The following is a 21,411-nucleotide window of genomic DNA, read 5'->3' on the forward strand; positions in this document are numbered from 1 at the left end:
GCTACACATGCGCAGCCTCCAGCAAAATCCGCCCGCTGGAGCAGGTGGCGGTTTCATTGCGGTAGGCGAAGTACAACTTGCTGCGCACCGGGTCGAAACGCAGGTGCAACTGGACTTCATCGCCGGGGCGCACCAGTTGCTGGAACTTCAGCACTTCCATGCCGGCGAATTTTTCCGGCAGGTTCATCAATTGTTGGCCGAGCTTCAGCGCCCACTCCACTTGCACCACACCGGGCAACACCGGCGCCCGGGGGAAATGCCCGCTGAAGTAGGCGAGGTCGGGCGGCACGGCCAGTTGCAGGCTCCACTCGCCTTCGGTTTCGACTTGCTCCAGCACCTCTGGTGCCTTGGGGCGCGGCGCCAACAACAGGGCTTCGACATCGGCCTGGGGCAGTTTGCCCTGGCTGTTCAGCGGCAGTTGTCGCAGCAGGCGCCAGCGCCGTGGCAGGGCCAGGGCTTCGCAATGCTGGCTCAAGTGTTGGCGCAGTGCCTGGGTGAGGGTGCGTCGGCCTTGATTGCGCAGGGCATGCAGACCGGATTCGCTCAGGACCAGCAGCGCGCCCAGGGAGGCGCGGTTTTCCTGAACCACGCCAAGCCGTGCTTCGACGACCCACTCATGGTCCATCAAGGCCTTTTCCAGCATTGGCAAGGAGATGCGTTTTTCTTCCAGTTTGACGATCCGGTCCAGCCGTCCGAGCAGTTCGAAACGGCCATCGGCCGCGATGCGCGCCGCGTCGGCGGTGTGTTCGACGTGACCGGCCGGCAAGTAGGGCGAGGTAATCAGCAGCGCGCCGTCAGTGTCCTGGCTCAGTGCTACGTCGGCGAAGGGCTGCCAGAGATCGTGGCCCTGACGCCAGGCAATCCCGCCGGTTTCCGAACTGCCGAAGATTTCCGTCGGCCATTGATGCAGGCGTTGGTGCAGGCTTAGTGCAGCATCCGCCGGCAGTGCGCCGCCAGACGAAAATACCCGGCGCACCGCGCTCAAGGCTTGCCAGTCGAGGTTGTTGCCCATGCGCTTGAGCAGCGCCGGGCTGGCGACCCAGGCAAAGGCCGGGTGTTCGCGGCTGGCGCGTTGCAGGTCTTCCGGAAAGGCCAGTTGCTTGCGCACGAACGAACGCCCTGCGCACAGCGGCCACAGCACCCGAAACAGCAGGCCGTAAATGTGTTGAGTCGCCACGCTGCCAATGATGCAGGCCGGGCCCAGGTCGGCGCCCCACAGTTGCTCCAGGGCTTGGACTTCGTTGACCAGTTGGCGCAGGGTTTTGTCGATGCGCTTGGGTTCGCCGCTGGAGCCAGACGTGCACAGGCTCAGCGAACAGCGGTCCAGGTCCAGTGCCGCGGCGCTGAGGGGCGGCGCGTTGAAATCGGACAGGTGCGCGTCATCGGGCTGATCGGTCAGCCACAGATCGACGTCGCTCGACCAGCGCTGGCGGGTCTGGGCTTGCAGATCGGTCGGCAGCAAGACACTGACGCCGGCACGCCAGGCACCGAGCAGGGCGATCGCCAGGTCGGCGGCGTCTTCAAGGTGCACGGCAACGCGCTGCACACCCTGGGCTTGCAGGCCGGCGGCCAGGCTCAGGGCCTGGGCGCACAGTTGTGCGTGATTGAGCGGGGGTTCGGCCGTTACGGCACGATCCGCTTCAGCCTTGAGCAACAGCTGCTCAAGTTTTATCCAATTCATGGGCGGCCTCGTACCCGTTGTCGTATTAGCCATTCAATGGCAAACATCAGGCCTATCAATCCGTAGGAAATCAGGCCGGTGTATAACATCCACCAGCTCAGCGGCGCCCACAGTGTCAGGGCGGCAGCACACAAACCGTTGCAGAGAAAAAAAACGCTCCAGGCGATGGTCACCTGGCGGGTGTAACGAACGCCTTTGGCCGGCAGGTGCGGTTCACGCAGACGGGCCAGGCGTTCGACCATGGGCGGGCCGTATATCAGGCTGAGCCCGAACAGCGCCAACATGAAACCGCTGATCAGCACCGGATACCAGCGCAACAGCAGCGGGCTGTCGAACAGCGCCAGCAACAGGCAGAACACGATCGCCACCACGGCCATCCACCGGCTACCGGGTCGTTGCCGACCGGTCAGTGCGCGGGCCAGCCACAGGCTGCCCAGCAGCAGTCCGAACTGCCATGGGGCGAAGTGCTCCATGCCGAAATACACCGCAAAGGGGTACAGCAGGCCCGCCAGCAGCAGGCCGAGGCCAATCAATCGGCTCATGCGGCCGGTTGAACCAGACGGTAGACCGCCTCGACCACGTCGCTGACGGTGCGCACCGATTTGAATTCTTCGGCGGCGATTTTCTTGCCGGTCTGACGTTTGATGTGATCGATCAGGTCGACTGCGTCGATGCTGTCGATTTCCAGGTCCTGATACAGGTTGGATTCGAGGCTCACACGCTCGGGCTCCAGCTCGAACAGCTCCACCAAGGCATCGCGCAGGGTGTTGAAAATGTCGTCACGAGTTTGCATGGTCCGGTCTCAAGCTGCCTGTTTTGCGGTGACGAACGCCGCAAGGCTCGCCACGTTGCTGAAGTGATTACGCGTGTCCTTGGCGTCGGCATCGATTTTGATGCCGTATTTTTTCTGGATCGCCAGGCCGAGTTCCAGCGCGTCTACCGAGTCCAGGCCCAGGCCTTCGCCAAACAGCGTCTGGTCGTCGCCGATGTCTTGGGCGCTGATGTCTTCGAGGCCGAGGGCTTCGATGATCAGGTCTTTTATTTCCAGCACCAGGTGCTTAGTGTGCAGATCGCTCATCTTCGGCGAGCTCCTTAATGAAGTAAGAATGCAGATAGTCGTTGAGCTTGCGCGAGGCCTGCGGAGCCGGGCCCAGCGCGGCGAAGGCCTGTGGGTCTATATCGGCCCCGACACGAAAACTGAAGTGCACGCGTCGTTTCGGGATCCGATACCAGGGCTCGGCCTTGGTCAATGTGGTCGGGCTGACCTTGATAACGACCGGGGTGAGGATTTTCGCACCCCGCAGCGCTATTGCCGCAGCCCCCCGATGAAAGGCCGGCGCCTGGCCGGGTTGGGTGCGGGTGCCTTCGGGAAAGATGATCAGGGTCTGGCCGTTTTTCAGTGCATCGGCGGCGGCATCGAGCATCTCCATGCTGCCGTCGTTGCTGATGTAGTCGGTGCGGCGCAACGGGCCGCGGGTGAACGGGTTTTCCCACAGGCTCTGCTTGACCACGCAGTTGCTGTGACGCACCAGGCCAATCAGGAACACCACGTCGATCAGCGACGGGTGATTGGCGATGATCATCTGCCCCGGACGGCCGAGTTTTTCCGCGCCTTGTATGTCGTAGGTCAGCACACCGGCACGGGCCATGAAACGGACGAAAAACCAGAAGCAGCGACTGACGGTCTGGCGCGCGCGCAAGCGGTGGGTCCGGGCATCGCCCGGCAGGCAGCCGAGCAGCGGGAAAATCACCAGGCGCAGGCACATCCCGCCCATCCCGAACAGGGTGAAGCTTGCGGCGGTCGCCAGCAGGCGCCAGTAATAGGCGTCGCGGTTTTTCTCGGTCACGGGCTGCGTTGCCAGGTCCATACACGATTTTTCCAGGCATGTTGGCAGGTGGTTTGCCGGCCCAGCAGCATGCACAACAGATTCAGCGCATGGGGCCAGCGAACGTTGGACAACGCATCCGCGGGGCTGTTCAGGGACAGCTGCCAGTCATTTCCGGGGGTGATCAGCAGGCCGACGGCATACGGGAACGGCACATCGTCGATCCAGGTCGAGTAAGCCTGGGGCGGTTGTTCTTCGGTGATGATCACTAATACTGCGGGCGCGCCTTCGTTCAGCAGTGCCGCAGCCTCCAGCATGCCATTTTCCAGGCCATCGCCAGCCGCGGCCAGGGCGGTCATTTCGCTGGTTTCGCCGCGCATGATCGACCACAGGCCAATAATCGCGTTGTGCACGGAAAGGCTGAACTGGGTCGGCGACAGCGGCTGCTCAGCGGCCAGGTCGCTGAGGATGTCGAAGGTCCGAGGGGTTTCGCCGTGACGGGAAATGAAGACCAGCGGCAAGTCCTGGCGACCCTCGGCCAATGGCCAGCCGACACTGAAGGCCATCCGCGCCAGACGGCTGAGACGCCGGCGCTGCATCGCCGGCAGAAACGACACGTCAGGGGCTGCATCGCTGCCGGGCAGCACGACGGGCTGTCGGCACCAGGCCTGCCAATCGTCCACGCTCTCGAGTCCCGGGGCCCACGCGCGCCATTGGGCGATGTTGAAGTTGATCACAGACATTCATCCCGCCCTTGCGGGCTTGCTTGACGCGGTGATGACTGAAAGCCACGACTCACCCGCGCGGCGCTTGGCGCCGAGTGGCGCGCATTATCGCGGTGCGGCGAACGCGTAGCAAATACTGGTTACATTTTGCTCAACGTTATGTACAGAACCCGTTCGCAAAAATTGAACATTTGACAATTATTCCGATTATTGCGCGGCCCGTTTGTCGGTTCTGTCGGTGATTCATGCCGTTTTTTGAGGCGGGCTAGCCACTGAGCGTGCAGTCCCTCTCCAACGAGGTAGCGAAGCAGCGTCGAGGACCACTACACTCGGTCATTCTTTGATACACGGAGGTTTTGACAATGCGGCGCGTGGTGTTCAATCAGAAAGGTGGCGTAGGCAAGTCCAGTATTGCCTGCAATTTGGCGGCGGTCAGTGCCAGCGAGGGTTATCGCACCCTGTTAGTGGACCTCGATGCCCAGGCCAACTCCACTCAGTATCTGACGGGACTTACCGGCGATGATATCCCGATGGGTATTGCCGACTTTTTCAAGCAAACCCTGTCTTCCGGGCCGTTCTCCAAAAAGAACAAGGTCGATATCTACGAAACCCCGTTCGATAACCTGCACGTCATCACGGCTACGGCCGAGCTGGCGGATTTGCAGCCAAAGCTTGAAGCCAAGCACAAGATCAACAAGCTGCGTAAGTTGCTCGAAGAACTCGGCGAAGATTACGACCGTATCTACCTCGACACGCCGCCCGCGCTGAATTTTTACGCGGTATCGGCACTGATTGCCGCCGATCGTGTGTTGATCCCCTTTGATTGCGACAGTTTTTCGCGCCAGGCCCTCTATGGTCTGCTGGCGGAAATCGAAGAATTGAAGGAGGACCACAACGAAGGGCTGGAAGTCGAGGGCATCGTGGTCAACCAGTTCCAGGCGCGTGCCAGCCTGCCGCAGCAAATCCTTGACGAACTGATCGCCGAAGGCCTGCCGGTATTGCCGGTGTACCTGGCCACTTCGGTGCGGATGCGCGAATCCCACCAGGCCAATACGCCGCTGATCCATCTCGACCCGCGGCACAAACTGACCCAGCAGTTCGTTGAACTGCACAATCTGCTGGAAAACGCCTGATCCTTTCTGATTGCAAAAAAAACTGTGGGAGCGAGCCTGCTCGCGATGAGGGCTTCACATTCAACGTCTCTGTTGACTGATCCAGCACCATCGCGAGCAGGTGTCATTCAGATCCCTTGGCTACGCAGCCAGCTCATCAGCTGCGGTAACGGGAACGCCCCGCTCTGACGTGCGACTTCCCGGCCGTTCTTGAACAGAATCAGGCTCGGAATCGAGCGAATGCCCAACTGCGCCGACAACTGCTGGTTCGCCTCGCTGTCCAGCTTGGCCAGTCGACACTTGCCCGCCAATTGCCCGGCCGCCTGTTCGAACACCGGTGCAAAGGACTTGCACGGCCCGCACCAGTCCGCCCAAACGTCCACCAGGAGCGGCAAATCGCCCTTGATCTGGCTGGCGTAATCGCCTTGTTTCAACTCAAACGGTTTGTTCAGCAGAACCTCGGCCTTGCAGCGACCGCATTTGGGGTGGTCGTTCAGGCGTTCGGCCGGGATGCGGTTGAGGCCGTTGCAGTGGGGGCAGGGGATGAGGAGTGGGTCGGTCATGCGCGCAGCTCCGCAAAATCTCTAAGAAGTGGGTTAAGTGGAGGCGCGCGGGTAAATATCAAGTTACCAAGAATGCAAATGGGTGGCAGGCCTGCGTTGCTAAGATGCGCGCGTTTTTCGGCCGGTATGGTCAACTAGAAGGAATTAAACTGCCATGACCCAAACGAATGAGCCTGCTTCGGATGCCGGTTCCACGCCATACAACGATGTGAATATGAGTTGCGGTCATTGCAACTTTTCACTCAAGCCCACCTATCAACAAGCGTCCAATCTCGTCCAGCAGCAACCCATCCACTGCGATCAGTGCAGTTCGGATCTGCTGCTCGATGAAGCCGACCGCCAGAGTTTGGACCATAAGTTTCAGAGTGCCGCTCGCGTCGGTAAGTTAGCGGTGATGATTATGGGGCCGTACTTCTTGCTTGGCTTGGCCACAAGTATCTACGTCATTTCCTTTGGCAGTTCCCCGTTCCCTGGATTCCCCGCGGTATTGGTGGGGGTCGGTTTTGCCCTTGCATACGTCATCAAGACCGCTGCCACGGATGACAGCGAGTACGATTTCGTTTTGTTCAGGAGCGGCGAGCGACCTGCCGAGACTCAGGCACCGTAACCACTGACACCGCAACTCCAGCGATTGGCAATGCACTATCTGGCTGGCCTCAAGACGAACAACTGATCTCCAGATGCTTGCCCCATTCCGGCGGCCGTTCGGCGTAGCTTTCCATCCCCGGTTGCTCCTCGAACGGCTTGCTCAGCACCGCGTGCAGCCGTCGGACTTCCGAGTAATCGCCACGTTCCGCCGCATCGATGGCCTTTTGTGCCAGGTAGTTACGCAGGATGTACAGCGGGTTGACCGCATGCATCCGGGCACGGCGTTGTGCCTGATCCAGCTCGCCCTCCCGGGCGACCCGGGCGATGTACCGCTCGCCCCAGGCATCGAAACCCTTGAGGTCGACGAAGTCATCGCGCAAGCGAGCGACGGCTGCTTCAGGTGATTCTTCGCCCAGGCGGCGGAAGAACAGGCTGTAATCGACGCCGCTGTTCTGCATCAGTTGTAGCAAGTGCTCCAGCAGTTTCTGGTCATCGTCTTCGGCCGTGGTCAGGCCGAGGCGGCGACGCATCAGGTCGAGGTAATGGGCCTGGAACAGCGGCAGGTACAGCCCCAGGGTTTCGCGCAGGGCCTCGACGCTGATGAACGGCGTCAGGGCCTGAGCCAGGGCGCTGAGGTTCCATTGGCCGATGGGCACCTGGTTGCTGAAGGAGTAGCGGCCCTGATCATCGGAGTGGTTGCAGATGAAGTTGGCGTCGAAGTCGTCGAGGAAGGCGAACGGGCCGAAGTCGAAAGTGATGCCCAGGATCGACATGTTGTCGGTGTTCATTACCCCGTGGCAAAAGCCGTACGCCTGCCATTTGGCGATCAGTTCGGCATTGCGCTCGACGATCTCGCGGAACATCGCCAGGTAGGGTTCCGGCTGTTCCAGGCACTCTGGAAAGTGCATGGCGAGGATGTGGCCGCCGAGTTCTTTCTGCTGCTCGGGACGTTTGGTGTAGTAGAAATACTCGAAATGCCCGAAGCGCACGTGGCTCGGTGCCAGGCGCAGGACCATGGCTGCCCGTTCCTGCTTCTCGCGCCAGACCGGCGTGTCCGAGCCGATCACGCACAGTGCCCGGGTGGTCGGGATGTTCAGGGCGTGCAGGGCTTCGGAGGCGAGGAATTCACGGATCGACGAGCGCAGCACCGCGCGTCCGTCGCCCATGCGCGAAAAGGGCGTCTGGCCGGCACCCTTGAGGTGCAGGTCCCAATGTTCGCCGGCCTCGTTGTACACCTCGCCCAGCAATAACCCGCGACCGTCGCCCAGCTGCGGGTTGTAGGAGCCGAACTGATGACCGGAGTAGACCATTGCCCTGGGAATGGCATCGGCCCACAGCTTGTGGCCGCTGAACAACTCGGCGAACTCTTGGGTTTCAGCGACGGCCGGGTCGAGGTCCAGTAGCGCCATGGCGGCAGGGCTGGCCACGACCAGGCGCGGGTTGTCGATGGGCTCGGGCAACACATGGGCGGAAAACGCGTCGCCCAGGCGGTCGAAGCGATTATCGAAGGTCAGTTCGTCGAGGGCTTTCAAAGGCCGTCTCCAGCAGAATGTCCGAGCATTCTGCTGGGGAATGGCCGGTTAGTCGAGTTTGGCGGCGGGCGGCTCTTGCTGCGGTTTGCCATCGATCGGCGGCGCGATGGTTTTGGTTTCCGGTTCGACCGGCACCAACTTGTATTCCTCACCGTGGAGGTTCTTGAGGTAGACCTCCATCTGCCGGAACGAGATGTTGATGTGCTGCTTCTTGAACTCGCGGTTGATGAAGCGGTTGACCTCGTCGATCACCGGATTGCGGTCGCCGAGATCGCGCACGTGCATGCGCAATTCGTGGTCGAGGGTGCTTTCGCCGAAATTCAGGAAGTACACGTTCGGTTCCGGTTCCTTCAGCACGCGCGGGTTTTCCCGCGCGGCCTTGAGCAGCAGTTCCTTCACCAGGTCCAGATCGGAACCGTAATCGACACCGAGCTTGAGGGTCACCCGGGTGATGGTGTCGGTCAGCGACCAGTTGATCAATTGCCCGGTAATGAACGTCTTGTTCGGGACGATGATGTCCTTGCGGTCGAAGTCGGTGATGGTGGTGGCACGGATGCGGATCTTGCTCACCGTACCCGACAGGTTGCCGATGGTGATGGTATCGCCGATCCGCACCGGGCGTTCGAACAGGATCATGATGCCGGAGATGAAGTTGGCGAAGATCTCCTGCATGCCGAAACCGAGGCCGACCGAGAGGGCCGCCACCAGCCATTGCAACTTGTCCCAGCTCACGCCAAGGGTCGACAGTGTCGAGACGAAACCGACGCCAGCGATCACATAGGACAGCAGTGTGGTGGTGGCGTAGGCGCTGCCTTGGGCCAGGTTGAGCTTCGACAGCACGAACACTTCCAGCAGGCCCGGCAAGTTGCGCGCCAGGGCGAAGGTGATGCCGATGATGATCAGCGCGCCGAGCATGTCGCCGATGCTGATCGGCACCATGCTCATGTTGGCGCCGGTGCCGCTGGTGTATTCGTAGAGGGTGATGTTGTCCAGGTACGAAAACACGGTGATCAAGTCAGCCCAGACCCAATACAGCGCTGCCATGAAGCCGCCGAGCAGTGCCAGGCGGATCAGGCGCAGGGACTGTTCGTTGACCTTTTCGATGTCCATGGTCGGTTCTTCGATGACCGCTTCGCCGTCGCCGGCCTCTTTGGCCGCCTGACGCTTGGCCAGGGCGCGCTGGTAGGCCAGGCGCCGGGCGGCCACGCTGAGGCCGCGCACGAAGGTGGCCTCGATCACCAGCCAGAACATCAGCAGGTAGAGGGTATTGATCAAGCGGTCGCTGAGTTTGAGCGCGGTGTAGTAGTAGCCGAAGCACACGGCGACGAACAAGGCGACCGGCAGCGCCGTGAACAGAATCCCCAGCGCTTTGCGGAACAATGAAGCGGTTTCGTGGTTCGGGCTGCTGATCAGCAGGCGGCTGAGCAACAAGGTCATCAAGGCATAGCAGGTCAGCACCACCGGCATGCCGAGCACGTCATCGGCCAGCGCCGCCGGTTGCAGTTCGGCCACCGCCACCACCGTGACCAGTGCCATGACGACCATGCCCAGACGGCGGATCCAGCCGCGCAGGAATTCGACCTGGGGCTTTTCCCAGCGGAAATGCAGTTCTGCCACACCGCCCGGCGCGAGTATCCGATAGGCGGTGTAGAACACCAGCCAGGCCCCGGCCATTTGCAGCAATGCTGCGCCCATGCTGGCGTTCTGCCCTCGGGCGTCGATTTGCAGGGCCAGGCCGCACAAGGCCAGGCCCAGCGAGACCGGCATCGCCAGCAGGATGTTGATCAGGATCGCCTGGGGCGTGTGCCACTGGCTGTCGCGCTTGAAGTGGCCGATGTCCTGGTGAACCTTGTTCAGGCGCGCATACAGACTCTTGCGTCGCCACAGCAGGGCACCGATCAACAGCGCCAGGGGCAGGAACAGCAGCGGTCGCTGGGTCAGGCCATCGATCAGTTCGCTCAGGCTTGAGGCCCACGGCAGGCTATCGACCTGGCGTTGCAGGCGTTCCGGCACGCTGCGCATCCATTCGAGGTCCAGCGGTTTGTTGCTGGGAATCCAGAACATCTGCTCATCCAGCGTCGCCCGCAGGCTTTGCGCGGTGCTGAGCAGCTGCTTCTGATTCAGTTGCAGCGTGATCGATTCATTGAGCATCGCGCTCAGTTCACGGTTCAGGCGCTCCAGCAGGTCGACGCGGGTGGTGGCCAGTTCCATCAGGCTTTTGCGCAGTTGCGGGGTCACTTGCTCCGGCGGCTGGGTCGACAGCAGGTTGTCGACATAAGTGGCCGGGTTGCTGAGCAATTCCCGTTGCTGGCTGACTTCGAACTGGTACAGGCGAATGTCGGCGATCTGGTCGGCCAGATTGCGATCGACCCTCAGGCGCGGCAGCGACTGTTTCTGCTTGTAGAGAATCTTGGACAGCAGCAGGCTGCCCTTGAGCACGCTGATTTGCTCGTCCAGGGCGGAATCGCTCTGGGTCACGCTGTCCAGCTGTTGCTTGGTTTGCAGGTTCTGCTGGGTGACCTCGTTGAGGCGGTCAGTGCTCTTGAGCAGGTAGTCGGAGAGCTTCAGGTTGGCCGTGCTTTCGGTGGCCAGCAGGCTGCTGCCCCCGGCCTTCTGCGCTTCGATGGACTGCTGCGTCACCGTTTCCTGGGATTGGGCCAGACGCTTCTGGTTGATCAGGTTTTGCAGCTCCTGGATTTCATGATCGAGACGGTCGGATTTTTCCGAGAGCAAGTCATGCTGGCTGTTGCCCAAATCCTGCAGTTGGGTATTGCCGGCCAGTTCCTGGCGACGCAGCGGAATCAGCGCATTGAGTGCCGCCAGCTCGGCATTGAGCTGGTCGCGCTGCTCGGCGCTCAAGGTCTTGCCGCTGTCCTTGCCGGTCTTGAGGATGTTGTTGATCTGCTGGATACGCGTCTGGCTGGCGGAAATTTCCGCCTGGGCGCGCTCGGGGCGCGTCTGCGCGGTAATGATCAGGCTGTTGGCATCGCCCAGGGCTTTTTGCAAATCGCTTTGCTGGGTCGAGCGCTCGGTCAGCATTTGCTCGAGTTGCTGAATCGACTCTTTGGTGAAGCGTTGCGCCACCGGCACGACACTGGTGGCCTTCAGACGCGTCAATTCGCGCTGGTTTTCAATGGTCTGTTTGGGGGCGTTGGCCAACTGCTGCTTGAGATCGCTCAGTTTCTGCTCGTAATCACGCCGGTTGTTGAGCTGTGTCAGCGTGTTTTGCAGGACCGATTGCAGGGCCTTTTGATCGGCTTCCGGCAGTTTTCGGTCGGCGATCTTGTCCAGGCTCGCCTGCACGGCTTCGCGGGTGGGCGGTTCGGCGGCTTGTAACGTACCGACGGAGAGACTCAGGCCCAGAAGGACCATGACGAAAAAGGTGCGCAGGCTTGACATAGTGACCGATCAAAAAGCGAAACGAAGAATGGAGTTTAGAGGAAGAGTCCGGGCCCCGGGCGACTTCCTTCGGGGAATCTGACGCCCACTTTGGCGATCTTGTTCCCCTCCATCACCGCGACGGTCCAGATCGTGTTGTTCCACTCCACCTGGTCGCCGACGACTGGAGCACCGCCCACTTTCTGGGCAATGAAGTGGCCCAGGGACATGTCCGGGTCGATGCCTTCGACTTTTAACCCGTACAGGGCCGCAACCGCGGCCAACTGGGCATCTCCTTCGAGTACGAAGTCGCCGAAGAAGCGCAAATCGAGACCCCGCTGCGGTGCCTGGCTGAACAGTTTTCCGAGGGCCGGAAGGTTGTGTTCATGGCCGATGACGCAGAGCAAATCATCGACTTCGAGCACCGTACTACCCGACGGATGGAGCAGTTGCTGGCCGCGAAACAGGGCGGCGATGCGGGTGCCTTCGGGCATTTTCAGTTCGCGAAGGGGCGAGCCGATGCACCATTTCTCGGCACCGAGGCGATAAACGAACAATTCCCACTCGCTGGTGACGTGCACTTCCAGGGCGGAGCGGGAGATCGGCGCGGGCTCTGGCGGAACGGTCACTTTCAACAGCTTCGCCACCCACGGCAGGCTGGTGCCCTGCACCAGCAGCGAGACCAGCACGATGAAGAACGCCAGGTTGAAGTAGAGCTGGGCGTTGGGCAGGCCGGCCATCAGCGGGAACACCGCGAGAATGATCGGCACCGCGCCGCGCAAGCCGACCCAGGAGATGAACGCCTTTTCACGGCCATGGAACGCCTTGAACGGCAGCAGGCCGATCACCACCGACAGCGGTCGGGCAAATAGAATCATCCACAGCGCCAGGCCCAGTGCCGGCAGTGCAATCGGCAGCAGGTCATGGGGCGTGACCAGCAGCCCCAGCACCAGGAACATGCCGATCTGTGCCAGCCAGGCCATGCCGTCGAGCATGTGCAGGATGCCGTGGCGACTGCGCACCGGACGGTTGCCGATCACCAGGCCGCACAGGTACACCGCCAGGAAGCCGCTGCCATGCAAGGCGTTGGTCAGGGCAAACACCACCAGGCCCCCGGCGATGACCAGGATCGGATAGAGGCCGGTGGCCAGATTGATGCGGTTGACCAATTGCAGCATGAGCCAGCCGCCGCCCAGGCCAATCAGGCCACCGATACCGAACTCGCGCAGCAGGTGGGTCAGCAGGCTCCAGTGCAGGCCGGTCTGGCCGCTGGCGAGCATGTCGATCAAGGTCACGGTGAGGAACACCGCCATCGGGTCGTTGCTGCCGGATTCGATTTCCAGACTCGCGGTCACCCGCTCGTTCAGGCCTTTGCCGCCCAGTAGCGAAAACACCGCCGCGGCGTCGGTGGAGCCGACGATGGCGCCGATCAGCAAGCCTTGAATCAGATTGAGGTCAAACAGCCAGGCGGCGGCCATGCCGGTCAGCCCGGTGGTAATCAACACGCCGATGGTTGCCAGCGACAGCGCCGGCCACAACGCCACGCGAAAACTCGAGACCCGGGTGCGTAACCCGCCATCGAGCAGGATCACGGCCAGTGCAAGGTTGCCGACCAGATAGGCCGTCGGGTAGTTGTCGAAAATAATGCCACCGCCATCGACGCCGGCGGTCATGCCGACGGCGAGGATGATCACCAGAATCGGGATGCCGAGGCGCGAGGAAAGTGAGCTCACCAGAATGCTCGCACCTACCAGCAACGCGCCGATCAAGAACAGGCTGTTGATGGTCGTCGCATTCAAAGGCAGTACTCCGGAAAGCTGAAAGGCGGGCACAAACTGACCATGCAGTCTGCGTGCCAGCGATTCTAACCTGTTGAAATGTGATGCTGTCAAAAAGCTTTTGAAACGCAGAACCCTGTAGGAGCGAGCTTGCTCGCGATGGACGTCAACGATAACGCGTGCTGCCTGACTCAACGCGTCGTCATTGAAATCATCGCGAGCGGGCTCGCTCCTACAGAGAGCGGTTACAGACTAAAGCGCCCGACCATGCTGTTCAGGTCAACCGCCAAACGCGACAGTTCGCTACTGGCTGCACTGGTCTGGTTGGCACCGGTGGCCGATTGCACCGACAGGTCACGGATGTTCACCAGGTTGCGGTCCACTTCACGGGCCACCTGCGCCTGCTCTTCAGCGGCGCTGGCGATGACCAGGTTGCGCTGGTTGATTTCGACGATGGCGCTGTTGATGGTGTCCAGCGACATTCCGGCACCACGGGCGATGTTCAGGGTCGACTCGGCGCGCTCGGTGCTGTTTCGCATCGAATCCACCGCGTGCTCGGTGCCACTCTGGATGCTGCCGATCATGCGTTCGATTTCGCTGGTGGACTGTTGGGTGCGATGGGCCAGGGCCCGTACTTCGTCCGCCACTACGGCAAAGCCGCGACCGGCTTCACCTGCACGAGCAGCCTCGATCGCGGCGTTCAACGCCAGCAGGTTGGTCTGGTCGGCCAGCCCGCGAATCACATCCAGCACCTTGCCGATGTCGCGGGACTCATTGGCCAGATCGCCGATCAGGTTCGCGGTGCTTTGCACATCGGCGCTCATGCGTTCGATGGCGCTGACGGTTTCCTGCACCAGATCACGGCCATCCCCGGCAGACGCGGTGGCGCTCTGCGAGGCTTCGGAGGTGCTGACGGCATTGCGCGCGACTTCTTCCACGGCGCTGGTCATTTCGTTGACTGCGGTGGCGGCCTGTTCGATCTCGTTATTTTGCTGGGTCAGGCCGCGAGCGCTTTCGTCTGTGACGCTGTTGAGTTCCTCAGCGGCAGAGGCCAGTTGCGTGGCCGAGCCGGAAATGCGCAACAGGGTGTCGCGCAGCTTGTCCTGCATCTTCGCCATCGCCGCCAGCAGGCGGCCAGCCTCGTCCTCGCCATCGACCGTAATCGGGCGAGTCAGGTTGCCTTCGGCGATGCTCTCGGCGGCGCCCAGGGCATTGGCGATCGGTTTGGTGATGCTATTGGTCAGCAACCAGGCGAGGGCCAGGGTCAGTGCGGTGGCGGCTACCAGCAAGGCGATGACCAGATCGAACGCCGAATCATATTGATCGGCGGCCTGCTGGTTGGTGTCGCGGGTCTGCTGGGTATTGATCTCCAGCAGACGGTTCAACACGGCGTTCACAGCCTCGGAGTTGTTCAGCAAATCGGTGTTGAGCAGGTTGCGCAGTTCATCGACCTGATTGTTGCGCGACAGGGTCTTCATCCGGTCTTCGATCTGGCGGTATTGCCCCAGCAGTTGCACGTATTGATCGTAGGCCGCGCGTTCCTGCGGGCTGGCGATCAGTTTTTCATAGGTCGCTTGTGCGGCGTGGATCTGCTGGTTGCGCGTCTCCAGCAATTCCATGGTTTTTTGCTGGACGTCCGGTTCGCGATTGACCAGCAAGCGATACGACAGCACGCGCAGGCGCAAGGTGAGTTGGGTGAACTCATCGAGGCTCTGGATGCTCGGCACGCTGTTCAAGGTGATTTCTTCGGCGGCGCCACGGATCTTGCTCATCTGATTCAAGGCAAACACCCCCAGAATCATCATCAAGCCGCCGATCAGGGCGAAGCTGAGGAACGCCCGTGGAGCGATATTCATATTTCGAAGGGACATGGCGGTTACCGAAAAAGGCGCACCTGAGCGGTGCCGAGGCTGACGTATGGAGGGCTTATCGGTCATGCGTCTCAAGTCTTGAGCCCCTGCGCGGTTTTTGCCGTTAACCGGTCGTTATCGGTAGGAGCGACGAAGTGCAGGAACCAGATGGGCCAATCACAGTCTCTAGAGTTCGCCCGGAAGGTCACTTGTCAGGAAGATCAAGGCTTTGCGCCCGTATAACCCTGGCATCCACCGTGACTTTTCTTTATCGTACGCGCCCTTTGAAAACCCCGGAAAAATCAAAATGTTGGAAGCATCCCTTAGCCAATTGGAACAACTGGTCAGTGACCTGGTGCAACAGAACCAGGGCTTGCTCAGCACCAACCAGGCCCTGAGCGCAGAACTGGCCCAGGCCAAAGATGAAAACGAAAGCCTGCAACTGAGCCTGATGGAACAGGAAGAGAAGCAAGGCGCCACCGCAGCCCGCATCCAGGCTCTGGTTGAGCGCGTCAGCGCAGGCCCAGTCAGCGCATGAGTTACAACGCCGCAGGGGTAAGAGTCGTCTCGATTCTGGGGGAGGACTATTCGATCAAGGCGCCGGCCGGGGAAGAGCAAACCCTGCTGGACGCTGCAATGATGCTCAAGGCTGCCCTGGCCGACACCAAAAGGAAGTACCCGACGCTGATCGGTGACCGCCTGCTGGTGCTGGCCGCGATGAATCTGTGCTCGCAGCAGATCGAAATGCAGAAGCAACACAAGCTCGAACTCGACCGTTACCAAGAGCAAGTCAGCGCCACGGTTGAAGTGATCTCCAAGACGATCAATCAGGCCTGATCGGCTTTGCGCACAACCAAAGAATAAATTGTCGATTTTGTTGTATACAATCGGCACGGCTGTTGCAGTGTTTCAGCCTCTTATTCTTTGGGGGTGCTCCATGCAGTTCTGGCGACGCAGTATTCAATGGCAGTTGATCCTGAGCATGGGCACCGCCCTGCTGGTCAGCATTCTGATTGTGGTTGGCATTTATACCCTCGTGGTCAACCGCCTCGCCGAGCGCTATCTGGTCGAGCAGGCGCTGCCGTCGAGCATCGAAGCGATGCGCAACGACATCGAGCGCATCCTCGTTCAACCCCTGACCGCCGCCAAGGACATCGCCAGCAACAGCATGGTGCGCGACTGGCTGGCCGAGGGTGAGAACAGTGCCCAGACCGGCACATTTACCGCTTACCTTGAGGGCCTCCGCGCCGAACACAAGGCCTTTACCGCACTGATCGTCGGCACTGCATCCAACCACTACTTCACCGAAAAGGGCCTGGACCGCACCCTCAGCCGTACCAACCCCAAGGATGCCTGGTTCTATTCGTTCCTCGACAGCAACCAGCCGCGCACCCTCAATATCGACAACGACACGGCCACCGGAGAATTGGCGCTCTTCATCGACCTTAAAGTCGAGAAGGCCGGCAAAGTCGTGGGCGTTGCCGGCCTTGGCCTGAGCATGAAAGAGCTGTCGGAGCTGATCCACAATTTCAACTTCGGTGAGCGCGGCAAGGTCTATCTCGTGCGTTCCGACGGTTTGATCCAGGTTCATCCCGAGGCTCGGTTCAGCGGCAAACGCACCTTGGCCGAGCAGATCGGCGCGTCAGCCGCCCAAACGGTGATGGGTCAACCCTCTACCTCCAAAACGTCTGCCACCCACAGTGGTTTTGTGCGTGATGGCGAAGATTTCCTGGCATTGAGCCTGCCGCTGCGCGACCTGGGCTGGACCCTGGTGGCCGAAGTGCCGCAGTCGCAGATCTACGCCGAAGCCCGTCGCGCCCTGTGGATGAGCAGCGGCATTGGCCTGGCGGTGGCGCTGGTGTGCCTGTTGCTGGTGGTGTTGCTGGCCCGTGGGTTGGTCAGGCCGATTCGTCAGGTAACAGCGGCATTGGTGGCCATTGGTAGCGGTGGTGGAGATTTGACCCATCGGTTAGATTCCAGCCGCGCCGATGAGCTGGGTGATCTGGCTCGCGGCTTCAATCGCTTCCTCGACAGTCAGCGCAACATGATCGGTGAAGTGCTGACCACCAGCGAGCAATTGCGCACAGCGGTCGGCCAAGTGGCGCGGGTGGTGGATAACACCGCCGAGCGCTCCGGGCGTCAGCAGGAAATGACCGACATGGTCGCCACGGCGGTCCATGAAATGGGCCTGACCGTGCAGGAAATCGCGCAGAACGCCGGCAATGCAGCCGTCGCTTCGCAAAACGCTCGCGATGAGGCGTTGCAGGCTCGGGAAGTGGTGGGGGGGTCTATCCGGCACATCGAGAGCATGTCCGATGAAATCGGCGTTGCCGCCAGCGCCGTGGGCGAATTGGCCAATCAGGTGGCTTCCATCGATCAGGTATTGGCGGTGATTCGCGGCATCTCCGAGCAGACCAATTTGCTGGCGCTGAACGCCGCCATCGAGGCGGCGCGGGCCGGTGACATGGGGCGTGGATTCGCTGTGGTGGCCGATGAAGTGCGGACCCTGGCACGACGCACGCAGACGTCCACCGACGAGATTCAGCAGATGATCGGCAGCCTCAAGCAAGGCGCGGAGAACGCGGTGTCGTCGATGCATTCCGGGCAGGCCGCGACCGGCACCGGGGTTGAGTCGAGCCAGCGTACCGGGGCGTCGTTGACCGCGATTACCGGGCAGGTCGAGCGTATCAGCGACATGAACCACCAGGTGGCGACGGCGACGGAAGAGCAGTCGGCTGTGACCGAAGAGATCAACCGCAACGTGCAGGGCATCTCCGATCTGGCGCGGGCGACGGCGGGGGAGGTCCGGGCTTGTCGGGAGGACTGTCAGACGCTGCAGCGGCTGGCGGATGATCTGGCGCGGCAGATGGGTGGGTTCAAACTCAGTTGATGTGTTGACTGTGGTGACGCCTTCGCGGGCAAGCCCGCTCCTACAGGGTTTGTGTGTTGAACACAGGTTTTGTGAACAACAGGGATTCCTGGGGGGGCTGGCTTGCCAGCGAATGGATGTTAGCTACAGCACAAGGCCGGGATCAGAACCACTCATCCTGCATGCCCAGGCACACATCATCCCGAGCCTCAAGAATCGCCAGTTCATGATGGCAAGCCGGCACTTCCCAGGTCAGGAAGTACCGCGCCGCTTGCAGCTTGCCTTTATAGAAGCTCACATCCGCCGCGTTGCCCTTGGCCAGTCCTTCCTCGGCGCGGATCGCCTGTTCCAGCCAGCGCCAGCCAATCACCGTATGCCCGAACACTTTCAGGTACAGCGCCGAGTTCGCCAGGCTGCTGTTGACCTTGCCCTGGGCCAGATCGGTCAGCAGGCCGATGGTCACGGCCTGCAGGCGCGCCACCAGTTGCTCCAGCGGCTCGCGCAGTGCGGTCAGCGATTCAAACACATGAGCACGTTTGCCGGTGTCGGCGATCAGGCGGATCAGTTGCTTGAGCCCTGCGCCACCGTTCTGTGCCAGTTTGCGCCCCAGCAAGTCCAGCGACTGAATGCCGTGGGTGCCTTCGTGGATCGGGTTCAGGCGGTTGTCGCGGTAGTACTGCTCCACCGGGTATTCGCGGGTATAGCCGTGGCCGCCGAGGATCTGGATCGCCAGTTCGTTGGCCTTCAGGCAAAACTCCGACGGCCAGGATTTGACGATGGGCGTCAGCAAATCCAGCAGTTCATGGGCCTGTTTACGCTCGGCTTCGGTCTCCAGGGTGGTGGTGTCGTCGAACAGCCGCGCCGCGTACAGCCCGAGGTCGAACGAGCCTTCGACGTAAGCCTTCTGGGTCAGCAGCATGCGTTTGACGTCAGCATGCTCAATGATCGCCACCGGCGCGGTGTTCGGGTCCTTGCTGTCCGGAACGCGACCTTGCGGACGCTCACGGGCGTACTCCAGGGAGTACAGGTAACCGGCGTAACCAAGCATCACCGCGCCCATGCCGACACCGATCCGTGCCTCGTTCATCATCTGGAACATGTAGCTCAGGCCATGGTGCGGCTTGCCCACCAGATAGCCGACACACTCGCCGTTATCGCCGAAGTTCAGCGCCGTGGACGTAGTGCCGCGCCAGCCCATCTTGTGGAACAGCCCGGCGAGCAAAACGTCGTTACGCTGACCGAGGCTGCCGTCATCGTTGACCAGAAACTTGGGCACGATAAACAGCGAAATGCCTTTCACCCCGGCCGGTGCGTCCGGCAGCTTGGCCAGCACCATGTGCACGATGTTTTCCGACAGCGGGTGATCGCCGCCGGAGATGAAGATCTTGTTGCCCTTGAGTCGATAAGTGCCGTCAGGCGCCGGTTCGGCGCGGGTCCGAATATCCGACAGCGATGAGCCGGCATGGGGTTCGGTCAGGGCCATGGTGCCGAAGAAGCGGCCGTCGATCATCGGTTGCAGGAAGCGGCGCTTTTGCTCCTCGGTACCGAAGCTTTCAATCAGGTTCGCCGCGCCCATGGTCAGGAACGGGTACGAGGTCGACGCCGCGTTGGCCGACTGGAAATGCGCGAAGCAGGCCTGGGACAGCAGTGTCGGAAGTTGCATGCCGCCCGCTTCGAAACTGCGCGCCGCATTGAGGAAGCCGGCTTCAAGAAAGGCATCCACCGCCGGTTTCACTTCCGGAATCAGAATCGCCTTCCCGTCCTCGTAGCGTGGCTCGTTCTCGTCACCCTTGCGGTTGTGCGGGGCGAAGAATTTTTCGGCGATATTGCGGGCGGTGCCAAGCGCGGCATCGAAGGTTTCGCGATTGTGCTCGGCGAAACGCTCACGCTGGGTCAGGCCCTCGGCATCGAGGACTTCATACAGCTCGAAAGCCAGATTGCGGGAACTGAGCAACGTCTCGGACATGGCGACCTACCTTTTATTGGGATGGGCCGAGTCTAGGCGTGGGAATAAAGGCTGAACAGGATGATTGATGAGGGTGATGGAGGGGCAAACACGTCGACGGTGTGGCGCTGACTTTATGGGTGGGACGTGTGTACTGAGTGAGGCATACGAAGTTTCTTACGCAATAAGAGGAATCGGGCGACATCAAAAAACGAGTTGGTGCGGTATCAAGCCCTGTCGTGATGGCACAAAAAACTGCCTATTCCAGCTGTGGTGACGAAATGGAAAGACTAATCCCCTGTAGTGAGATGAAAAAATACAGCCTTGCTCACATTGAAAGCCCCTTCTTTGCGTCGGCAACAGTGGAGAGCTCCCTTTTCCGTCCAATGGAAATATTGGGACTGACTGACCTGATCAAGGCGTGCGGTTCCTCTATCGTCGATTGTCTGTACGAGCCTGACAGAGCCAGAATTCTTGAAAAGGTTAAATGCGGCGATTGGCTTCTGGTTTCCGATGATCCATTCAGCCCGCTGAGCGAAGACTGCTTCGGAACATATTCGCATTTGACCGGGAAGGAGTTTTCATTGGCTGGTTTTTCGCTTCGGCGAACAGAGAGCAAGAGTGAGCAGGTGGCAGAAGGGTCTTTTTTGAAATTACCTGAAATGCTGAGGCCAACTCAAAATAAACCTAAATTTGAGTCAGGATCTGGAAAGTGGGTGACCAAAGATATTGACTATGACAGCGTAAATAACACCCTCGCTGTAATTATAAATAGGGCAGGAACATTGGGCGATGAAGGGCGTTTGATTTTTTCTGATGGAAAGGATTTTGCAAACACTACTCGAACTATAGTGCAGGAGTGGATACCGCTCGATGATGACGAGCGTTCTTTCGAAACTCACTCGGCGACACATGCCTACGGAGCCATACGGCATATAAAACAACGATTCCTGGAGGCCGATGATGAGTGGCAGGTGACAGGTAAGTCTTGGCATTGGGTTCCCGCCACAGTCGATACTGTTTATGAGCGGAAAACAGGCGAGAAATGATAATTGAAAATGGAAAAATCAAGACGATAGTAGTTTTTGTATGGGGTGGACTCGATGCTTTGTACCTCATTTGGTACATCATCGGTTCTCTACGAAATGGTAAAGTACCTTATCTGGCGGATGGGATCAGTACGCTGGCGTTATTATCGGATCATGGTCTATTTCAGATAGGTATGGTGCTTTTGAGTTGGGTACTGCAACTCTCAATAATTGTTAGCTGTTTCTTGTTTTTTGCGAGGAGAGATGAGGCTAAGTGGGTAAGTTATTTACAAATACCGCTCAGGCTGTTTTTTCTTGTTCCGTCCGTTTCGATTTTGCTAATGGGCGCTCAGTTTTTTCCTGATTACAACCCTATTTTAATGGTGGTTTTAATTTTGGTTTCCGAGATGGTAAAGGGTTGGAGTTTGTGGCGGTTTGGAGTCTGTCAGCGGCCCCGTTGATAGCCGGTTTTAAGTCACATATAAAACGGAAAAGGAGAGCAAGCTCTCCTTTTCCGTAATCGTGATTTCCGTTGC

19 protein-coding genes and 2 pseudogenes are annotated in these 21,411 nt (G+C 60.0%); 8 read left to right on the top strand and 13 right to left on the bottom strand.

The window, feature by feature from the left end:
• Position 1: 1 nt before the first annotated feature.
• Genes AC1Q6D_RS26000 through AC1Q6D_RS26025 form a run of 6 tightly spaced genes read right to left on the bottom strand, consistent with a single transcriptional unit; the run spans position 2 to position 4,250 of the window.
• Positions 2–1,681, bottom strand: a complete 1,680-nt coding sequence (locus tag AC1Q6D_RS26000; protein ID WP_103404507.1) for an acyl-CoA synthetase family protein — start codon at positions 1,679–1,681, stop codon at positions 2–4.
• On the bottom strand, positions 1,678–2,223 hold the full coding sequence (locus AC1Q6D_RS26005) for a COG4648 family protein (RefSeq protein WP_103404508.1): 546 nt from the start codon (positions 2,221–2,223) through the stop codon (positions 1,678–1,680). The genes AC1Q6D_RS26000 and AC1Q6D_RS26005 overlap by 4 nt, the downstream gene beginning before the upstream one ends.
• On the bottom strand, positions 2,220–2,474 hold the full coding sequence (locus AC1Q6D_RS26010) for an acyl carrier protein (RefSeq protein WP_028622164.1): 255 nt from the start codon (positions 2,472–2,474) through the stop codon (positions 2,220–2,222). Before AC1Q6D_RS26010 ends, AC1Q6D_RS26005 begins: the two co-directional genes overlap by 4 nt.
• Before the next feature lie 9 nt (positions 2,475–2,483).
• Positions 2,484–2,759, bottom strand: a complete 276-nt coding sequence (locus AC1Q6D_RS26015) for a phosphopantetheine-binding protein (protein ID WP_103404509.1) — start codon at positions 2,757–2,759, stop codon at positions 2,484–2,486.
• Positions 2,740–3,549 (bottom strand): lysophospholipid acyltransferase family protein, encoded by an 810-nt coding sequence (locus AC1Q6D_RS26020; protein WP_103404510.1) that lies wholly within the window; start codon positions 3,547–3,549, stop codon positions 2,740–2,742. Before AC1Q6D_RS26020 ends, AC1Q6D_RS26015 begins: the two co-directional genes overlap by 20 nt.
• On the bottom strand, positions 3,525–4,250 hold the full coding sequence (locus AC1Q6D_RS26025) for a beta-ketoacyl synthase chain length factor (RefSeq protein ID WP_103404511.1): 726 nt from the start codon (positions 4,248–4,250) through the stop codon (positions 3,525–3,527). The genes AC1Q6D_RS26020 and AC1Q6D_RS26025 overlap by 25 nt, the downstream gene beginning before the upstream one ends.
• Before the next feature lie 344 nt (positions 4,251–4,594).
• Between AC1Q6D_RS26025 and AC1Q6D_RS26030 the strand changes: the two genes are divergently transcribed.
• Positions 4,595–5,365 (top strand): ParA family protein, encoded by a 771-nt coding sequence (locus tag AC1Q6D_RS26030; protein ID WP_047536553.1) that lies wholly within the window; start codon positions 4,595–4,597, stop codon positions 5,363–5,365.
• 107 nt (positions 5,366–5,472) lie between these two features.
• On the opposite strand, the gene trxC is transcribed toward AC1Q6D_RS26030, so the two are convergent.
• Complete coding sequence (gene trxC / locus AC1Q6D_RS26035) at positions 5,473–5,907, bottom strand: thioredoxin TrxC (RefSeq protein ID WP_030129872.1); 435 nt, start codon at positions 5,905–5,907, stop codon at positions 5,473–5,475.
• 154 nt (positions 5,908–6,061) lie between these two features.
• Between trxC and AC1Q6D_RS26040 the strand changes: the two genes are divergently transcribed.
• Entirely contained in the window at positions 6,062–6,514 is a 453-nt protein-coding gene (locus AC1Q6D_RS26040) for a hypothetical protein (RefSeq protein WP_103404512.1), read from the top strand.
• A gap of 49 nt (positions 6,515–6,563) precedes the next feature.
• On the opposite strand, the gene selO is transcribed toward AC1Q6D_RS26040, so the two are convergent.
• From selO to AC1Q6D_RS26065, 5 genes and pseudogenes are all read right to left on the bottom strand, one after another.
• Positions 6,564–8,027: a protein adenylyltransferase SelO gene (selO, locus tag AC1Q6D_RS26045; protein ID WP_103404513.1), complete on the bottom strand. Its 1,464-nt coding sequence runs from the start codon at positions 8,025–8,027 to the stop codon at positions 6,564–6,566.
• Between the two features lie 48 nt (positions 8,028–8,075).
• Positions 8,076–11,426: a mechanosensitive channel MscK gene (gene mscK, locus AC1Q6D_RS26050; RefSeq protein ID WP_103404514.1), complete on the bottom strand. Its 3,351-nt coding sequence runs from the start codon at positions 11,424–11,426 to the stop codon at positions 8,076–8,078.
• A gap of 35 nt (positions 11,427–11,461) precedes the next feature.
• A complete protein-coding gene (locus AC1Q6D_RS26055) occupies positions 11,462–13,204 on the bottom strand; it encodes a potassium/proton antiporter (RefSeq protein WP_103404515.1) in 1,743 nt (580 codons plus the stop codon).
• 224 nt (positions 13,205–13,428) lie between these two features.
• Positions 13,429–14,301 carry a methyl-accepting chemotaxis protein gene (locus tag AC1Q6D_RS26060; RefSeq protein ID WP_371919913.1) on the bottom strand — a complete coding sequence of 291 codons (873 nt, stop codon included), beginning with the start codon at positions 14,299–14,301 and terminating at the stop codon, positions 13,429–13,431.
• Positions 14,284–15,120: pseudogene (locus AC1Q6D_RS26065) on the bottom strand (MCP four helix bundle domain-containing protein); the annotation flags it as partial. The pseudogene AC1Q6D_RS26065 and the gene AC1Q6D_RS26060, both read right to left, overlap by 18 nt.
• A gap of 220 nt (positions 15,121–15,340) precedes the next feature.
• On the opposite strand from AC1Q6D_RS26065, the gene AC1Q6D_RS26070 reads away from it, so the two are divergent.
• The 4 genes and pseudogenes from AC1Q6D_RS26070 to AC1Q6D_RS26085 all read left to right on the top strand — a co-directional run bounded on the left by AC1Q6D_RS26070 (position 15,341) and on the right by AC1Q6D_RS26085 (position 17,923).
• Positions 15,341–15,571 carry a hypothetical protein gene (locus tag AC1Q6D_RS26070; protein WP_047536565.1) on the top strand — a complete coding sequence of 77 codons (231 nt, stop codon included), beginning with the start codon at positions 15,341–15,343 and terminating at the stop codon, positions 15,569–15,571.
• Positions 15,568–15,870 carry a cell division protein ZapA gene (locus tag AC1Q6D_RS26075; protein ID WP_047536567.1) on the top strand — a complete coding sequence of 101 codons (303 nt, stop codon included), beginning with the start codon at positions 15,568–15,570 and terminating at the stop codon, positions 15,868–15,870. The genes AC1Q6D_RS26070 and AC1Q6D_RS26075 overlap by 4 nt, the downstream gene beginning before the upstream one ends.
• Positions 15,871–16,015: 145 nt before the next feature.
• Positions 16,016–17,056 (top strand): annotated as a pseudogene (locus AC1Q6D_RS26080) (HAMP domain-containing protein); the annotation flags it as partial.
• A 135-nt stretch (positions 17,057–17,191) separates the two neighbouring features.
• The gene (locus tag AC1Q6D_RS26085; protein ID WP_371919914.1) at positions 17,192–17,923 is read left to right on the top strand and encodes a methyl-accepting chemotaxis protein; all 732 of its coding nucleotides are present in this window, start codon (positions 17,192–17,194) and stop codon (positions 17,921–17,923) included.
• Positions 17,924–18,065: 142 nt separating this feature from the next.
• Here the strand turns inward: AC1Q6D_RS26085 and AC1Q6D_RS26090 are convergent, their stop codons facing one another.
• Positions 18,066–19,868, bottom strand: a complete 1,803-nt coding sequence (locus AC1Q6D_RS26090) for an acyl-CoA dehydrogenase (RefSeq protein ID WP_103404518.1) — start codon at positions 19,866–19,868, stop codon at positions 18,066–18,068.
• A gap of 260 nt (positions 19,869–20,128) precedes the next feature.
• On the opposite strand from AC1Q6D_RS26090, the gene AC1Q6D_RS26095 reads away from it, so the two are divergent.
• Both AC1Q6D_RS26095 and AC1Q6D_RS26100 read left to right on the top strand, forming a co-directional pair.
• Positions 20,129–20,896: a hypothetical protein gene (locus AC1Q6D_RS26095; protein WP_146041492.1), complete on the top strand. Its 768-nt coding sequence runs from the start codon at positions 20,129–20,131 to the stop codon at positions 20,894–20,896.
• Positions 20,893–21,336, top strand: a complete 444-nt coding sequence (locus AC1Q6D_RS26100; protein WP_103404520.1) for a hypothetical protein — start codon at positions 20,893–20,895, stop codon at positions 21,334–21,336. The genes AC1Q6D_RS26095 and AC1Q6D_RS26100 overlap by 4 nt, the downstream gene beginning before the upstream one ends.
• Positions 21,337–21,411: the final 75 nt, after the last annotated feature.

The organism is Pseudomonas sp. MT92 (assembly GCF_058792515.1).

Excerpts from the sequence above, each read along its gene's own strand:
- AC1Q6D_RS26000 (WP_103404507.1), bottom strand. The coding sequence starts at position 1,681 with ATGAATTGGATAAAACTTGAGCAGCTGTTGCTCAAGGCTGAAGCGGAT.
- AC1Q6D_RS26005 (WP_103404508.1), bottom strand. The coding sequence starts at position 2,223 with ATGAGCCGATTGATTGGCCTCGGCCTGCTGCTGGCGGGCCTGCTGTAC.
- AC1Q6D_RS26010 (WP_028622164.1), bottom strand. The coding sequence starts at position 2,474 with ATGCAAACTCGTGACGACATTTTCAACACCCTGCGCGATGCCTTGGTG.
- AC1Q6D_RS26015 (WP_103404509.1), bottom strand. The coding sequence starts at position 2,759 with ATGAGCGATCTGCACACTAAGCACCTGGTGCTGGAAATAAAAGACCTG.
- AC1Q6D_RS26020 (WP_103404510.1), bottom strand. The coding sequence starts at position 3,549 with ATGGACCTGGCAACGCAGCCCGTGACCGAGAAAAACCGCGACGCCTAT.
- AC1Q6D_RS26025 (WP_103404511.1), bottom strand. The coding sequence starts at position 4,250 with ATGTCTGTGATCAACTTCAACATCGCCCAATGGCGCGCGTGGGCCCCG.
- AC1Q6D_RS26030 (WP_047536553.1), top strand. The coding sequence starts at position 4,595 with ATGCGGCGCGTGGTGTTCAATCAGAAAGGTGGCGTAGGCAAGTCCAGT.
- trxC (WP_030129872.1), bottom strand. The coding sequence starts at position 5,907 with ATGACCGACCCACTCCTCATCCCCTGCCCCCACTGCAACGGCCTCAAC.
- AC1Q6D_RS26040 (WP_103404512.1), top strand. The coding sequence starts at position 6,062 with ATGACCCAAACGAATGAGCCTGCTTCGGATGCCGGTTCCACGCCATAC.
- mscK (WP_103404514.1), bottom strand. The coding sequence starts at position 11,426 with ATGTCAAGCCTGCGCACCTTTTTCGTCATGGTCCTTCTGGGCCTGAGT.
- AC1Q6D_RS26060 (WP_371919913.1), bottom strand. The coding sequence starts at position 14,301 with ATGGCGAAGATGCAGGACAAGCTGCGCGACACCCTGTTGCGCATTTCC.
- AC1Q6D_RS26070 (WP_047536565.1), top strand. The coding sequence starts at position 15,341 with ATGTTGGAAGCATCCCTTAGCCAATTGGAACAACTGGTCAGTGACCTG.
- AC1Q6D_RS26075 (WP_047536567.1), top strand. The coding sequence starts at position 15,568 with ATGAGTTACAACGCCGCAGGGGTAAGAGTCGTCTCGATTCTGGGGGAG.
- AC1Q6D_RS26085 (WP_371919914.1), top strand. The coding sequence starts at position 17,192 with ATGGTCGCCACGGCGGTCCATGAAATGGGCCTGACCGTGCAGGAAATC.
- AC1Q6D_RS26090 (WP_103404518.1), bottom strand. The coding sequence starts at position 19,868 with ATGTCCGAGACGTTGCTCAGTTCCCGCAATCTGGCTTTCGAGCTGTAT.
- AC1Q6D_RS26095 (WP_146041492.1), top strand. The coding sequence starts at position 20,129 with ATGGAAAGACTAATCCCCTGTAGTGAGATGAAAAAATACAGCCTTGCT.
- AC1Q6D_RS26100 (WP_103404520.1), top strand. The coding sequence starts at position 20,893 with ATGATAATTGAAAATGGAAAAATCAAGACGATAGTAGTTTTTGTATGG.